A 15,570-nucleotide genomic window follows, 5' to 3' on the forward strand; every position below is an offset into this window, starting at 1 on the left:
AGTTTATTTAACTTTTTCCATTGTCAAACAAAATGCTTATTACATTTTTATCTTGGATAACTAAAATTATTCGTAAAATTTTCACTAAAAAGTATTGAAGATGCGGTTGTAGTTAGAATTGTTAATTTTCACTGGATGTTCTTTATTCGCAACTTGGAGTATTTCTAGCTTTAAATCTTCTCTTATCATCATATCCAGATTAGTACGCACATCAGATGAAATGGTTTGAGCAGTGATATTGTCAGGTATCGCTGAGGCCGTTATTTTATAGACGATACGGTTTGTTGTGAGTGTACCTTTTGCGATGCCATAATGACCTTTAGGATTAGAAAATAACGCTTTAATGTCTTCAGATCCAAAAACTTCTGATGAATCTTGGCGCCGTAAAGCTTGAGTCGTTTGTTTTTTAACGCCAAATTCAGCAGCAAGAGAATCAAGGCTTTTTCCTTTATTGAGCTGTTTGAGAGCATTTTCAGCTTTTTCATCGAGAAGGCGTTGGATTTCTTCACTTTTCCATTGAGCAATGGCGTCTTGTTTTACTTCTTCAAGTGTTCTGTCACGGGCAGGGATGATCGTATCTACTTGATACCAGAGATACCCTCCTTCTTGAAGAGAGAGCAGGTCAGGCTCAGTTTCTACATTTGCTTGATAGATAGCCTCTAACAAGATGTCTTTTTCAGGTAAATCTGTTAGTGCTATCCCTTCAATTGTTGTTCCTTTTTTATCTATAGTGACTTTACGCAGAGGTAAGTTATATTGGTCGGCAATTTCTTTAAGAGAGGCTCCTTCAAAACGGGCATTTTCAATTTCTGTATACTTGTTATGCATATCAGTAGCAGCCCGGTTTTGTGCAAGTATTTGGCGAATATTCTTTTCTACAGTTTCAAAAGGAATAGGACTTGAAAGTATAATATCTATAACACGAATAATTACAGGGCCTTGTAGATCATCAATGACAGTACTAACTTGTCCTTTTTTGAGTTCAAAAATCTCAGATTCTAGGTAATTAGGATGTTCACTTTTTACTAAGGGTCCTTTTTTAATGTTATTGAGAGTCTTTTTTTCAGCTTTAACCAGGTCTTCAAAACTTAAGCCATCAGCTATTTTTTTTGCAGCTTCATCAGCTGTTTTACGTGTAGGGAAGCGTAATTCTTCAATTACGCGTTTCTCAGGAGTTGTAAAACGTGAGATATTTTGAGTGTAATAAATTTTAGCTTCATCTTTAGAAATATCTTCTAATTGTATAAACTTTTCTGGTGTTATAGACAATAGAGAAACAGCGCGGTATTCTGGGGCGCGAAATACGTTTTTGTGTGTGTCAAACCATTTTTGCAATGTTTCTTGATCTGGATCGGCAGTTATCTCTTTTTCTTTTAAATCGACAATGAGATAATCAGCGATACGCGTTTCTTCCTGATAAATAGCAAAGGCTTTATAGAAAATATCTGGTACTTTCATACCAGAAAATAAAGCTAGAGTGAGCTGATTGCGTTTTTCTTTTTGAGTGTAATAATCAAAAAAATCACTTTGGTTGATACGTAATTGCTGAAGAAAGTTGAGAAATAAATCTCGACTGAAAGCTCCATTTTCCTGAAAAATATTATCAGCACTAATGGCATGGGCTATCATGTCTTTTGAAAGGTTAATTTTCATTTTACGTGCTTGCTCATTAAAAAGTACATCCTGTTGTAACTGGTTAAAGACAAAAGCGGGGATTCTATATTGCTGTATTTCCTCTGGAGTAAGCATTCGTCCAAGGTGGGAATTGAGTGCTAAACGTAAACTTTGATCAGCAAGTGCAAGGCGGTAAGTATCGACAGTTGTTATCGACTTGCCAGAGGTGAGTAAATCTCTCTCGCTTTGTGTGTATAATTGTGGTACACCCCATAAAAAAATGAAACATAGAAGTAAAATAACAAAAAAAAGCTTAGCAAACCAAGAATTTTTAGTGTTTCTCAGGGTATCAAGCATTGTTTAATTCCATTTATATGCACAATGATTATCAAAGCAATGATCGAATTTGCAATAAAGATGCACAAGATGCAAGCTTAAAGACTTGCTTTCGTTTTATAATTTGGTACTTAAAGCGATAAAATTTTGTTAAAAAGCTTTTGAGGTAAAGATATGACTCCAAATATTCGGCCTTTAATTGCCGGAAATTGGAAAATGAATGGAATGGGTGAATCTCTTAAGGAGTTACATGCCATCGCTACTGGTGTTCTCTCTGATTCAGATTGTTTATTTGAAGCACTTATTTGTGTTCCAGCAACGCTTTTATCGCGTGCTTCTGATACATTGAGTGGTGAAAGGTTGCTTTTAGGGGGGCAGGATTGTCATTTCAGTGATAGTGGTCCTTATACTGGGGATATTTCAGCTGCTATGCTTAAAGAGGCAGGAGCCAGTCATGTTATTATTGGGCATTCAGAACGTCGTACAGCTTACCATGAAAATAATGCGATTGTTTGTGCTAAAGTACAAGCTGCATGGAGGGCAAATCTTGTTGCTCTTGTTTGTATCGGTGAGACATTGGAAGAGCGTGAAAATGGCAAAGTATTAGATGTAATCGCACGCCAGCTTGAGGGTTCTATACCAGATAACGCGACAGCACAGAATATAATTATCGCTTATGAACCTATATGGGCTATAGGTACGGGTAAAACTCCTACTTCAGGAGATGTTGCACAAGTGCATAGTTTTATTCGTGATAAGATCAGTTATCGTTTTGGTAACGAAGGGTGTAACATGCGTTTGCTTTATGGTGGATCTGTCAATTCATCAAATGCACTTGAATTTTTGAGTACTATTCATGTTAATGGTGCTTTAATTGGCGGAGCAAGTTTAAAAGCGGTTGATTTTTTAACTATTTGCGATGTTTATCGTCTATTATAGAAAAGAATTCATAATTATCTCTTGGATTATGCGCAATTTGTATATAAATAACTATAAGTGTTTATAAAGAGCAGAGTTTATGCAAACAGTACTAATTGTAATTCACTTTTTGATTGTTATCACTTTGATTGGCGTTGTGTTAATTCAGCCCTCGGAAGGTGGTGGACTTGGTACGAGTAGTGGTTCAGGGTTTATGAGTGCTCGTGGGGCCAAAAACATGTTGACACGTTTAACGACTATTTTGGCAATTTGTTTTTTTACGGTATCCATTATACTTGTTGTAGTCGGAAATATATCAAACTCTGATTCTGATATTCTTAATCGCATTCCGATTAATTCAGAACAAAATCCGACAAACAAAAATACATCAGAGGAAGGTAAACCATCATCTAATAAAAGTTCCAAGCCTTCTATTTTCGAACAATTAGGTGGTGCTTCGACACCTTCTCAAAAACAAAGTAAGCCTGCTGCTCCTGCAGTTGAAAATCCAATTCCATCACCAGTTGAAAATCCAAATGATAATGGTGTCAAATAATTTTTAAAATCAAATATGGGTTTTTAAAAAAGTTGTTTTTGCCCTTTTTTACTTTGCGAAAATAAAAATTCCTTTTTAGTACTTTTTTGACTAGAAAAATTATAATAAACTGCTTATTATCGTAAGCCCATGGCACGTTATGTTTTTATTACTGGTGGTGTGGTTTCTTCTCTTGGAAAAGGCATTGCTGCGGCAGCTTTAGCTGCGATATTACAGGCACGAGGATATCGTGTACGGATCCGTAAGCTCGATCCTTATTTGAATGTTGATCCAGGTACGATGTCGCCTTATCAACATGGTGAAGTATTTGTTACCGATGATGGCGCAGAAACAGATCTTGATCTTGGTCATTATGAACGCTTTACTGGGCGTTGTGCTAATAACCAGGACAGTATCACGGCAGGGCGTATTTATCGTAATATCATTGAAAGAGAACGCCGCGGTGATTATTTAGGAGAAACAGTTCAAGTTATTCCTCATGTTACAGATGAAATTAAGGCATTCATTACTACAGGAAATGAAGAATTTGATTTTGTCTTATGTGAAATAGGTGGAACGGTTGGTGATATTGAGGCAATGCCTTTTTTGGAAGCAATTCGTCAACTACGTAATGAGTTGCCAAGGCAAGGCGCTGTTTATATGCACCTTACGTTAATGCCTTATATTGCTTCTGCAGGTGAATTAAAAACTAAACCAACACAACATTCCGTTAAAGAGTTGCAATCAGTTGGTATAGCTCCTGATATCTTATTAGTGCGTACAGATCGACCTATTCCGGAATCAGAACGGCGCAAATTGTCACTTTTTTGTAATGTTCGTCCAAGTGCAGTTATTCAGGCGTTAGATGTTCTAACTATTTATGATGTTCCCGTAGCATATCATAAAGAGGGTTTAGATTCAGAAGTTCTTTTTTCTTTTGGAATTAGTTCAGCACCTCAACCCGATATGGATCGTTGGGAAGATATTACATATCGCATTCACCATCCTGAAGGGGAAGTAACGGTCGCAATTGTTGGAAAATATATAGGCCTGAAGGATGCTTATAAATCTCTTATTGAAGCAATTGCGCACGGTGGGTTAGCTAATAGAGTGAAGGTTAATATTGAATGGATTGAAGCGGAGCTTTTTGAAAAAGAAGATCCTACACCTTATTTACAAAAAGTTCATGGGATTTTGGTTCCTGGTGCTTTTGGTGGACGGGGTGCAGAAGGTAAAATCCGAGCAATTCAATTTGCACGAGAACGTAAAATTCCATTTTTTGGCATTTGTTTTGGAATGCAATTAGCTTGTATTGAAGCTGCTCGCAATATTGCAAATATTGCAAATGCTTCATCAAGTGAATTTTGTGAGACAAAGGATGCAGTTGTAGGTTTAATGACGGAATGGCTTAAGGGAGATTTGCTTGAGAAACGTATAGCGTCTGGAAATCTTGGTGGAACGATGCGTCTTGGTTCTTTTGCAGCTCAATTAAAAGAAGGTAGCCATATTTCCAAAATTTATGGAACAACAAATATTTTCGAGCGACATCGCCATCGTTATGAAGTCAATATTCATTATAAAGAAAAGCTAGAACAATTTGGATTTATTTTTTCTGGTATGTGTCCAGACGGTATTTTACTAGAAACAATAGAATATATAGATCATCCATGGTTTATTGGTGTTCAATATCATCCAGAGTTAAAGTCACGTCCATTTGATCCGCATCCACTTTTTTCTTCTTTTATTGAGGCTACTGTGGAACAGAGCAGGTTGGTTTAGCTTTATAAATTACATGCTCACTTTTTGAGGAATACAATGTCTAAACCAAATGTTTCTGTTAAAGTTGGAAATATTGTTTTTTCCAATGATGCACCTCTGTCTTTAATTGCAGGTCCTTGCCAGATGGAAAGTCGAGATCACGCTTTTGAAATGGCGGGTCGGCTTAAAGAAATTACTGATCAAATTGGTATTGGGTTTGTTTATAAATCTAGTTACGATAAAGCTAATAGAACGTCTCTTAATGCGGCGCGTGGTATTGGTCTTGAAAAAGCAATGATTATTTTTTCTGATCTTAAAAAAGAATTTGGTTTTCCAATATTGACTGATGTGCATACAGAAGAACAATGTAAAGCTATCGCTTCAACAGTGGATATTTTGCAAATACCAGCTTTTTTATGTCGTCAAACAGATCTTTTAGTTGCGGCAGCTAAAACGGGGCGTGTAATCAATATTAAGAAAGGGCAGTTTTTAGCTCCTTGGGATATGGAAAATGTCTTAAAAAAAGTAACTCAGAGCGGTAATCCTAATGTTATGCTTTGTGAACGTGGTGCTTCATTTGGTTATAATCGTCTTGTTTCTGATATGCGCTCATTGCCAATTATGCGTTCATTTGGAGCGCCTGTTATTTTTGATGCAACACATTCTGTTCAAGAACCAGGTGGTAAGGGCGATTCATCTAGTGGACAGCGGCAGTTTGTTGAAGCATTAGCACGTGCAGCTGTTGCTGTTGGTGTTGCAGGTGTTTTTTTAGAAACACATCAAGATCCAGATAATGCGCCATCTGATGGGCCTAATATGATTAAAATTGATAATTTACAAAGGTTACTTGAAATTTTAATGGATTTTGATTGTTTGGCAAAAAAAAAGAAATTGAATATTCGAGTGTAGATAATTTCTATGAGTGACGTTATGAATAATGTGAATCAAAATATTCATTGTATAAGAGAATTTGTATGACTGTAATTGTAAATATCATTGGGCGTGAAGTGCTTGATAGCCGTGGTAATCCGACTGTAGAGGTTGATGTTTATTTGGAAGATGGAGTTTTTGGGCGTGCCATGGTTCCTTCAGGAGCGTCAACTGGTACGCATGAGGCAGTGGAACTTCGTGATGGTGGTGTGCGCTATCAAAGTAAAGGTGTTCAAAATGCTGTTGCTGCAATTAATGGTGAAATTCTTCAAGAACTTGGTGGACGAGATGTAAAAAATCAAATAGCAATTGATCAAGCAATGATTTCGTTGGATGGAACGCCTAATAAAGCACGCCTTGGTGCCAATGCTATTTTAGGTGTTTCATTGGCAGTTGCAAAAGCGGCAGCAAAATCATTAGGTCTACCTTTGTATCGTTATATTGGTGGGACGCAAGCGCATCTTCTTCCTACACCAATGATGAATATTATTAATGGTGGTGTTCACGCTGATAATCCAATTGATTTTCAAGAGTTTATGATTGTTCCAGTGGGAGCGCCAACACTGAAAGAAGCGGTTCGCTATGGTGCTGAAATTTTTCATACACTAAAAAAACGCTTACAGGATGCAGGTTATAATACCAATGTTGGTGATGAAGGTGGTTTTGCACCTCATTTTAAAAGTTCTGAGCAAGCAATTGATTTTATTATAGAATCTATTGTTGCATCTGGGTATAAACCAGGTGAACAAATTGCTATTGGTTTAGATTGTGCTTCAACAGAATTGTATAAAAATGGTTCATATTTTTATGAAGGCGAAGGTAAGTGTCGTGATGCACACCAACAGGTGGAGTATTTAGCTCAGCTTGTTGATGCTTATCCTATAATAACAATTGAAGATGGAATGGCTGAGGATGATTGGGAAGGCTGGAAGCTTCTTACTGATTCGATCGGCAAAAAATGCCAGCTTGTTGGTGATGATTTATTTGTAACAAATTCAGCACGTTTGCGTGATGGTATTAGGAAGGGTGTTGCCAATTCTATTCTTATTAAAGTCAATCAAATTGGTACATTGAGTGAAACGCTTGATGCTATAGAAACAGCACATAAAGCAGGTTATCGTGCTATTATATCTCATCGTTCAGGCGAAACGGAAGATTCTTTTATTGCTGACCTTGCAGTTGCAACAAATTGTGGACAAATTAAAACCGGTTCACTTGCACGTTCAGATAGATTGGCAAAATATAATCAACTTATTCGTATTGAAGAAATGCTAGGAAAACAAGCCCATTATACGGGCAACCCGTATCGTTAATAGCTGTTAGGAAAAATTACTATGTCTTTATATTAACAGGATTTTTAAATTTTACTATTCTATTAATAATTTTATCGTTTTATTAATAACAAGTAAATAATAAGTTTATAGGTGATGGTAATGAGAGGAAGAATTATTAGTCAAGAACAGGGGACATACCTTATTTCAGGTGATGATGGTGAACGTTATCAATTTGCGCTTTGTGATTGGTTAGGAAAAAGCTCACCAAAAGTTGGTGATTATCTTGACTTTGTCAGTAAAGATGGTGCTGCTACTTCTGTTTTTCCGTTGGTGAAACAACAATATTCAAAATTAGTTCTCGCACTTGTTTGTTTCTTTATAGGTACTTTTGGTATTCATCGTTTTATAGTTGGTAAAACTGGAACTGGTGTTTTTATGCTTATTCTATCTTTATCTATTTTGGGGTTACCTATTTCTGGAATTTGGGCATTTATTGATTTTATCGTCATTTTAGTAGGGGGGTTTACTGACAAAGATGGAAATAAAATCAGAAGTTAACGGATGTTTTATGTTTAGGTATAAAGTATAATATTTTTGTTTTGGCTAGTAATATAAAGTATAAAAAAGAGCTACGTACGATTGTTTTGATAATAAGCTGTTAATCAAAGTCATGCATAAATTGGGTAGAGCATTTTAAAAAGATCATGACTGTTATGTGGACGAAACAAAAACGTAGATCAGTTACAGCGCGTTTCATTCTACCGATTATGGTGGTTGGGGTTTTAGGCTATTTTGGTTATCATATTTATCATGGTGATTACGGGCTTTCTGCACGCAGCAAAATTATTCAGCATATTGCTGAATTGGAGGAGGAGCTTCATAAAGTAGAAGTTGAGCGAACGTTTGTTGAAAAACGTATTTCTCTTTTACGTGATGGGTATATTGAAAAAGATATGTTGGATGAATATGTGAGAAAGAATTTAAACTTTTCCAAACCAAATGAATTGACCATTTTAATTTCTCCTGACGAGATTAAAAATTAATTAGAAATCGATTAATCTAAAAAAGCAATTTAAAAACAGTCACTTATGGTAAAATGTGAAGTGATTTTATAATACTTGTAACTTTTGTTCGTAGAGGTTATTTCTAGATAATCATCGAAGGGAGTTTAATATGGCAGAACGGGCTAAAAAAAAATCTGCGCCGGTAGTGCAAGCCACATTATCAAATGTTACTAAGGCAGCAAAGAAAGCTAATTTTACAAAAGATGAAACAATTGCTGCTTATCGCGAAATGCTTTTGATTCGTCGTTTTGAAGAAAAAGCAGGTCAACTTTATGGTATGGGTTTAATTGGTGGGTTTTGTCACCTTTATATCGGACAAGAAGCCGTTGTTGTTGGCACATTAAAAGCAGCAAAAGAAGGTGATCAGATCATCACATCTTATCGTGATCATGGACATATGTTAGCGGCAGGTATGAGTCCGCGTGGTGTTATGGCGGAATTAACAGGACGTCAAGGTGGCTTTTCCAAAGGAAAAGGTGGCTCAATGCATATGTTTTCCAAAGAAAAGAATTTTTATGGTGGGCATGGCATTGTTGGTGCGCAGGTTCCAATTGGTACAGGTTTGGCTTTTTCGAATCAGTATCTTGGTAAAGATAATGTGACATTGGTTTATTTTGGTGATGGTGCTGCAAATCAGGGGCAAGTTTATGAAAGTTTTAATATGGCCTCACTTTGGAAGCTTCCTGTTGTCTATATTATTGAAAATAATCAGTACGCTATGGGGACATCAGTTTCTCGTGCATCTGCGGAAACGGATTTTTCTCGTCGTGGCCTTTCTTTTGAAATTCCAGGTATTGTCGTTGATGGTATGGATGTTCATGCAGTAAAAGGGGCTTCTGATGAGGCAATTTCTTGGGCACGTTCGGGGAAGGGGCCGATCATTCTTGATATGCAGACTTATCGTTATCGTGGTCATTCCATGTCTGATCCAGCAAAATATAGATCAAAAGAGGAAGTGCAGAAAATAAAAGAAGAACAAGATCCGATTGATCAAGTAAAACAACACGTTATTAAACAAGGTTGGGTTAGTGAAGACGATTTGAAGTCTATTGATAAAGAAGTCCGTGCAATTGTCGCTGATGCAGCAGATTTTGCACAAAATGATCAAGAGCCAGATGTTTCTGAGCTCTATACTGATATTCTAGTTTAAAGTGGGGAACGTGAATATGTCTATTGAGATTTTAATGCCAGCGCTTTCACCAACGATGGAAGAAGGTAAATTGTCTAAATGGCTCAAGAAAGAGGGTGATAACGTCAGTTCCGGTGATGTGATTGCTGAAATTGAAACTGATAAAGCAACAATGGAAGTAGAAGCTGTTGATGAGGGTATTATTGGTAAAATTTTAGTTCCTGAAGGTACTGAGGGCGTGAAGGTTAATACTGCTATTGCTGTATTGTTGGAAGAAGGTGAAAATGCTGCAAACATTTCACAAACCACAACTAAAAAAATAGAGAGAGTTTCTTCTTCTTTATCAATACCGGTTCGTCCTATTTTTGATAGTGGAAGTGATCCTGATATCCCTGCGGATGTTGAAATGGTTACGATGACAGTACGTGAAGCACTTAATCAAGCTATGGCTGAAGAAATGCGACGCGATGAGACAGTTTTTTTAATGGGTGAGGAAGTAGCGCAATATCAAGGTGCTTATAAAGTTAGCCAAGGTTTATTGGAAGAATTTGGTACGCGCCGAGTTATTGATACACCAATTACAGAACACGGTTTTGCGGGGTTGGGTATTGGTGCTGCATTTGGAGGTTTGCGTCCTATTGTTGAATTTATGACATTTAATTTTGCTATGCAGGCGATTGATCAAATTATTAATTCAGCTGCAAAAACTCGTTATATGTCTGGTGGACAAATGTCTACTCCTATAGTTTTTCGTGGTCCCAATGGTGCTGCAGCACGTGTTGGGGCTCAGCATTCACAGTGTTATGCTGCATGGTATAGTCATATTCCGGGTCTCAAAGTTGTTATGCCTTACAGTGCAGCGGATGCAAAAGGTTTGCTAAAAGCCGCTATTCGTGATGATAATCCTATTGTTTTTCTTGAAAACGAAATTCTTTATGGTCATCAGTTTGAAGTTCCTAAAATAGACGATTTTGTTTTACCTATTGGTAAGGCGCATATTTATAAATCTGGCCAGGATGTGACGATTGTTGCTTATGGAATTGGAATGCATTACGCAGTTCAGGCGTTGCCGGAAATTGAAAAGCTTGGTATTGATATTGAATTAATTAATTTGCGTACTATTCGCCCAATGGATCTTCCGACAATTCTTGCTTCAGTTAAAAAAACTGGTCGTTTAGTAACGGTTGAAGAAGGGTATCCTCAATCATCTATTGGTACTGAAATAGCAACACGTGTTATGCAGCAGGCTTTTGATTATCTTGATGCGCCAGTTTCTACAATTGCTGGCAAAGATGTTCCTATGCCTTATGCTGCCAATCTTGAAAAATTGGCTTTACCGAGTATTACTGAAATTGTCGAAGCTGTTAAGGCTGTGACTTATCGAGCATAACGAAGGAAAAAGCACTATGCCTATTAAGATTACAATGCCTGCGCTTTCTCCCACAATGGAAGAAGGAAATTTGCTAAAATGGAATGTCAAGGAAGGCGATAAGGTCTCTACGGGTGATGTTATTGCTGAAATTGAAACAGATAAAGCAACGATGGAAGTAGAAGCTGTTGATGAAGGAACGGTTGCAAAAATTGTTGTTCCTGCTGGAACGCAGGGAGTTAAAGTTAATACTTTAATCGTGATTTTGGCAGAAGAAGATGAAGATTTAAGTGAAGTAGCTAAAATTGCGGAAGATAAGTCTTCTTTTGTTTTAGAGAGAGCACCAGTTGATGAAAAACAGGTGGTATCAAAGGATGTGGATATACAGGTTTCTAATGCACCAAAAGCTCAGCTATCAGTGCAGAAACATGAAAATAATATACGTCTTTTTGCATCACCTTTGGCTCGGAGGTTAGCGGCTCAAGAAGGTCTCAATTTATCACTTATTTCTGGTACAGGTCCTCATGGGAGGATTATTAATCGTGATGTGGAGAAAGTTCTAAGTGATGGTGCTCTTAAAGCTTCTTGTTCATTACAAGTTGATCAGTCAATGGCAACTGGCGTTGCGGACGAGCAAATAATAAAACTATTTAGAGAAGGTGAATATACACTTACACCTCATAATAGTATGCGTAAAACAATCGCTAAGCGTTTGACTGAATCAAAACAAATGGTACCGCATTTTTACGTAACAGTAGACTGTGAGCTTGATGCGTTGCTGGCGTTGCGTGCGCAACTTAATGCTGCTGCTCCAATGGTCAAAACGCAAGAGGGTGGTAAACCTACTTATAAATTATCCATAAACGATATGGTTATTAAGGCTATTGCGCTGTCTTTGAAAGCTGTACCTGATGCCAATGTGTCATGGCTTGAAGGTGGAATGCTTTATCACAAACACTGTGATGTTGGTGTTGCTGTTTCTATTCCAAATGGGTTAATTACACCAGTTATTCGCCATGCAGAAGAGAAATCTTTGCCTATTATTTCTAATGAGATGAAAGATTTTGTAACGCGTGCTCGTGAACGTAAGTTGAAACCAGAAGAATATCAGGGGGGAACAACAGCAGTATCGAATATGGGTATGTATGGTGTAAAAGAGTTTTCTGCCATTATTAATTCACCGCATGCAACAATTTTTGCAGTTGGTGCGGGTGAGAAGCGAGCAGTTGTTAAGGATGGTGCATTAGCGATTGCTACTATGATGTCAGTTACACTTTCCACCGATCACCGTGCTGTTGATGGTGCATTAGCAGCAGAACTTGCTCAGGCCTTTAAAAGACTGATTGAAAATCCACTAGCAATGTTAATGTAGTGATTGTTAAGTATCTCACATAATTTATGTAAATTGTGTATGAGGCAAGAGTAGTGATATGGAAAAAGTAGATTTGAATAGCCTTAATGATAGTTTTGCGGCTTCTTTTGATTTCATGAAGGTATTCATGTGGATTTTTAGAATAGGATATGCAAAAGAGATTTATCCTATTACCTTTCTGCTTTAAGCTCGGATAGTCTGGATCCGTTTTGTATATATCCATGGAGGGATTACTGTGGCAAATCTTTATGATATAATTGTGATTGGTTCAGGACCGGGCGGATATGTAACTGCAATTCGCGCGGCACAATGTGGTTTCAAGACTGCAATTGTTGAACGTGAACATTTAGGTGGTATTTGCTTAAATTGGGGTTGTATCCCAACAAAAGCTCTTTTACGTTCAGCGGAAATGAAGCATTTTGCTGAGCATGCAAATGATTATGGGTTAAAACTTAACGGTTCAATTGAAGTAAATATTAAAGATGTTGTAGCGCGTTCGCGTGGGGTGTCAGCACGTTTGAATGCTGGTATTGGTTTTCTGATGAAGAAAAACAAGATTGATGTTATTTGGGGTGAAGCAAAGCTAACTAAGGCATCTAAAGGTAGCCAACTTGCAGAAATTGTGGTTTCTCCATCATCCAAAGCAATTATGCAGCCCCAAAATCCAGTACCTAAGGGAACATTAGGTGAGGGGACTTATCAGGCAAAACATATAATTGTTGCGACTGGAGCTCGCCCACGTTCTATTCCCGGTATTGAACCAGATGGGAAGCTCATTTGGACTTATTTTGAAGCAATGGTACCACATACACTACCAAAGTCACTTTTGGTGATGGGGTCTGGAGCGATAGGTATTGAATTTGCTTCTTTTTATCATGATATGGGTTCTCAGGTGACTGTCGTTGAAATGACGCCTCAAATTATGCCGGTTGAGGATGTTGAAATTTCAACATTTGCGCGTAAGCAGTTAGAGAAAAAAGGCATACGTATTTTGACTGATGCAAAAGTGACAAAAGTTGAAAAAACTGTTGATTCTATTATAGCGCATATCGATGTTAAAGGTAAAACAGAAACAATAACAGCTGATCGATTAATTTCCGCTGTTGGAGTTCAAGGTAACATTGAGAACCTTGGTTTAGAAGCATTAGGTATCAGAATTGATCGTGGATGCATTGTAACTGATGAATGGAGCTGGACAGGTGTGGAAGGGATATATGCTATTGGTGATGTTGCTGGTCCCCCTATGTTGGCTCATAAAGCGGAAGAAGAAGGTGTAATCTGTGTTGAGCGTATTGCAGGCCTGAAAAGTGCTCATGCACTTGATAAAAGGAAAATTCCTGGATGTACCTATTGTACACCACAGGTTGCCTCTGTAGGGCTTTCAGAGAAAGCAGCAAAAGAGGCTGGCTACGATATACGTGTTGGTCGTTATTCTTTTTCAGCTAACGGTAAGGCAATTGCTTTAGGTGAAGATCAAGGGTTAGTTAAGACTATTTTTGATAAAAAAACAGGGCAGCTTCTTGGTGCCCATATGGTAGGAGCAGAGGTAACAGAACTTATTCAAGGTTTTGTTATTGCTATGAATCTTGAAACAACTGAAGAAGAATTAATGAGTACTGTTTTTCCACATCCGACATTATCGGAGATGATGAAAGAAAGTGTATTAGATGCGTACGATCAGGTTTTAAATGCTTGATAATTAGGTTATATGAAAAATTTTGCATTTTGTGATTTTTCATAAGTATTCGCTATTGAGAAGGCAGAGATCTTAGATGGTTACGGTGGTTGATAGAGTTACGAATAGACGTGTTCGTCATCCTGAAAAGGCGCACCGTCCAGATACGGTTATTCAGAAAAAACCAGATTGGATTCGTGTAAAAGCACCAACATCACAGATCTATAAGGAAACCCATAATATTGTACGTTTCAATAAATTGGTGACAGTATGTGAGGAAGCTGGTTGTCCAAATATTGGTGAATGTTGGAGCCAACGACATGCTAGCTTTATGATTTTAGGTGAAATATGTACGCGAGCTTGTGCTTTTTGCAATGTTACGACAGGTATTCCGCTTGCAGTTGATGATGATGAGCCAGAGCGTGTGGCAGATGCTGTTGCACAGATGGCGTTAAAGCATGTTGTCATTACATCTGTTGATCGTGATGATTTGGTTGATGGTGGTGCACAGCATTTTGCAAAAGTTATTCATGCTATTCGTCGAAAGACTCCTACAACAACAATTGAAGTCCTTACACCTGATTTTCGCCATAAGGATAATGCGTTAGAAATTGTAGTTGCTGCTAAGCCTGATGTTTTTAATCATAATTTGGAAACAGTTCCATCTAAATATTTAAAGGTGCGTCCAGGAGCACGTTATTTTCATTCAATTCGGTTATTACAACGCGTTAAGGAACTTGATCCAACAATTTTTACAAAATCAGGAATTATGGTTGGTCTTGGGGAAGAGCGGAATGAAATTTTTCAATTAATGGATGATTTGCGTTCTGCTGATGTAGATTTTATGACAATTGGACAGTATTTGCAGCCTACGCGAAAGCATCATCCTGTCATTCGTTTTGTAACTCCTGATGAATTTGAATCTTTTGCCAAGGTTGGTAAGGCGAAAGGTTTTTTACATATGGCTTCCAATCCTCTGACACGTTCATCTCATCACGCTGGAGATGACTTTAAAGCTTTACAAAAAGCACGTGCTGAAAAATTTGCCTGATAGAGAGAGTTATGCCAACTTTTACAACACATCGGCAAATTGCCCATACTGCTCATGAAATGTTTAATCTTGTTGCAGATATTGAATCTTATCCTGAATTTTTACCGATGTGTGAGGCTTTAATAATACGTTCTCGGAAGGAGTATGAGGAAAAGACATTGCTCATTGCTGATATGACAGTTGGTTATAAAATGATTCGAGAAATGTTTACGACACAAGTGCTTCTTCAGCCTAAGAAAAATCTTATTGAGGTTAAATATATTGATGGTCCATTTAAATATCTCGAAAATCATTGGGCGTTTCACCAAATTCAAAATGTGAATGCATGTAATGTAGAGTTTTTTATTACTTATGAATTTAAGAGCAAAATGTTAGAATTATTGACAGGATCAATGTTTGATATTGCTTTTCATAAATTTACAAATGCTTTTGAGAAACGCGCTCATCAGATTTACGGTGTTTTAGAGATATAATAGTTAAATCTGCTTGGATGCGTAATGAATACTGCATTTGCGAGCTGCATTATAACAAGATCAAAAACTGAA

Annotated in this window: 15 protein-coding genes; 14 read left to right on the forward strand and 1 reads right to left on the reverse strand. The window is 37.4% G+C overall.

The annotated features are described in order from the left end of the window. Nucleotides 1–84: 84 nt before the first annotated feature. A complete protein-coding gene (locus tag BWD162_RS01795; protein ID WP_078705192.1) occupies nucleotides 85–1,971 on the reverse strand; it encodes a peptidylprolyl isomerase in 1,887 nt (628 codons plus the stop codon). Between the two features lie 153 nt (nucleotides 1,972–2,124). Between BWD162_RS01795 and tpiA the strand changes: the two genes are divergently transcribed. The 14 genes from tpiA to BWD162_RS01860 all read left to right on the forward strand — a co-directional run bounded on the left by tpiA (nucleotide 2,125) and on the right by BWD162_RS01860 (nucleotide 15,498). Then, nucleotides 2,125–2,889, forward strand: a complete 765-nt coding sequence (tpiA, locus tag BWD162_RS01800) for a triose-phosphate isomerase (protein ID WP_078705193.1) — start codon at nucleotides 2,125–2,127, stop codon at nucleotides 2,887–2,889. 79 nt (nucleotides 2,890–2,968) lie between these two features. Next, nucleotides 2,969–3,424, forward strand: coding sequence for a preprotein translocase subunit SecG (gene secG / locus BWD162_RS01805; RefSeq protein WP_078705194.1), 456 nt, complete (start codon nucleotides 2,969–2,971; stop codon nucleotides 3,422–3,424). A 129-nt stretch (nucleotides 3,425–3,553) separates the two neighbouring features. Beyond that, nucleotides 3,554–5,182 (forward strand): CTP synthase, encoded by a 1,629-nt coding sequence (locus BWD162_RS01810; RefSeq protein WP_078705195.1) that lies wholly within the window; start codon nucleotides 3,554–3,556, stop codon nucleotides 5,180–5,182. Nucleotides 5,183–5,218: 36 nt separating this feature from the next. Further along, nucleotides 5,219–6,070: a 3-deoxy-8-phosphooctulonate synthase gene (gene kdsA, locus BWD162_RS01815; RefSeq protein ID WP_078705196.1), complete on the forward strand. Its 852-nt coding sequence runs from the start codon at nucleotides 5,219–5,221 to the stop codon at nucleotides 6,068–6,070. 65 nt (nucleotides 6,071–6,135) lie between these two features. Beyond that, nucleotides 6,136–7,404: a phosphopyruvate hydratase gene (eno, locus tag BWD162_RS01820; protein ID WP_078705197.1), complete on the forward strand. Its 1,269-nt coding sequence runs from the start codon at nucleotides 6,136–6,138 to the stop codon at nucleotides 7,402–7,404. Between the two features lie 120 nt (nucleotides 7,405–7,524). After that, complete coding sequence (locus BWD162_RS01825) at nucleotides 7,525–7,923, forward strand: TM2 domain-containing protein (protein ID WP_078705198.1); 399 nt, start codon at nucleotides 7,525–7,527, stop codon at nucleotides 7,921–7,923. Between the two features lie 155 nt (nucleotides 7,924–8,078). Beyond that, on the forward strand, nucleotides 8,079–8,408 hold the full coding sequence (locus BWD162_RS01830) for an FtsB family cell division protein (protein ID WP_078706112.1): 330 nt from the start codon (nucleotides 8,079–8,081) through the stop codon (nucleotides 8,406–8,408). Nucleotides 8,409–8,538: 130 nt separating this feature from the next. After that, nucleotides 8,539–9,579, forward strand: a complete 1,041-nt coding sequence (gene pdhA / locus BWD162_RS01835; protein ID WP_078705199.1) for a pyruvate dehydrogenase (acetyl-transferring) E1 component subunit alpha — start codon at nucleotides 8,539–8,541, stop codon at nucleotides 9,577–9,579. 16 nt (nucleotides 9,580–9,595) lie between these two features. Beyond that, complete coding sequence (locus tag BWD162_RS01840; RefSeq protein WP_078705200.1) at nucleotides 9,596–10,948, forward strand: pyruvate dehydrogenase complex E1 component subunit beta; 1,353 nt, start codon at nucleotides 9,596–9,598, stop codon at nucleotides 10,946–10,948. Nucleotides 10,949–10,964: 16 nt separating this feature from the next. Further along, nucleotides 10,965–12,299 carry a pyruvate dehydrogenase complex dihydrolipoamide acetyltransferase gene (locus BWD162_RS01845; protein ID WP_078705201.1) on the forward strand — a complete coding sequence of 445 codons (1,335 nt, stop codon included), beginning with the start codon at nucleotides 10,965–10,967 and terminating at the stop codon, nucleotides 12,297–12,299. A gap of 58 nt (nucleotides 12,300–12,357) precedes the next feature. Further along, nucleotides 12,358–12,486, forward strand: coding sequence for a hypothetical protein (locus tag BWD162_RS08050; protein ID WP_257787964.1), 129 nt, complete (start codon nucleotides 12,358–12,360; stop codon nucleotides 12,484–12,486). 48 nt (nucleotides 12,487–12,534) lie between these two features. Further along, nucleotides 12,535–13,995, forward strand: coding sequence for a dihydrolipoyl dehydrogenase (lpdA, locus tag BWD162_RS01850; RefSeq protein ID WP_078705202.1), 1,461 nt, complete (start codon nucleotides 12,535–12,537; stop codon nucleotides 13,993–13,995). Nucleotides 13,996–14,071: 76 nt separating this feature from the next. Continuing rightward, nucleotides 14,072–15,025 carry a lipoyl synthase gene (lipA, locus tag BWD162_RS01855; protein ID WP_078705203.1) on the forward strand — a complete coding sequence of 318 codons (954 nt, stop codon included), beginning with the start codon at nucleotides 14,072–14,074 and terminating at the stop codon, nucleotides 15,023–15,025. 11 nt (nucleotides 15,026–15,036) lie between these two features. Then, on the forward strand, nucleotides 15,037–15,498 hold the full coding sequence (locus tag BWD162_RS01860; protein ID WP_078705204.1) for a type II toxin-antitoxin system RatA family toxin: 462 nt from the start codon (nucleotides 15,037–15,039) through the stop codon (nucleotides 15,496–15,498). The last annotated feature ends 72 nt before the right edge of the window (nucleotides 15,499–15,570 follow it).

Source organism: Bartonella sp. WD16.2, assembly GCF_002022505.1.
In the GTDB taxonomy this organism is placed as follows: domain Bacteria; phylum Pseudomonadota; class Alphaproteobacteria; order Rhizobiales; family Rhizobiaceae; genus Bartonella.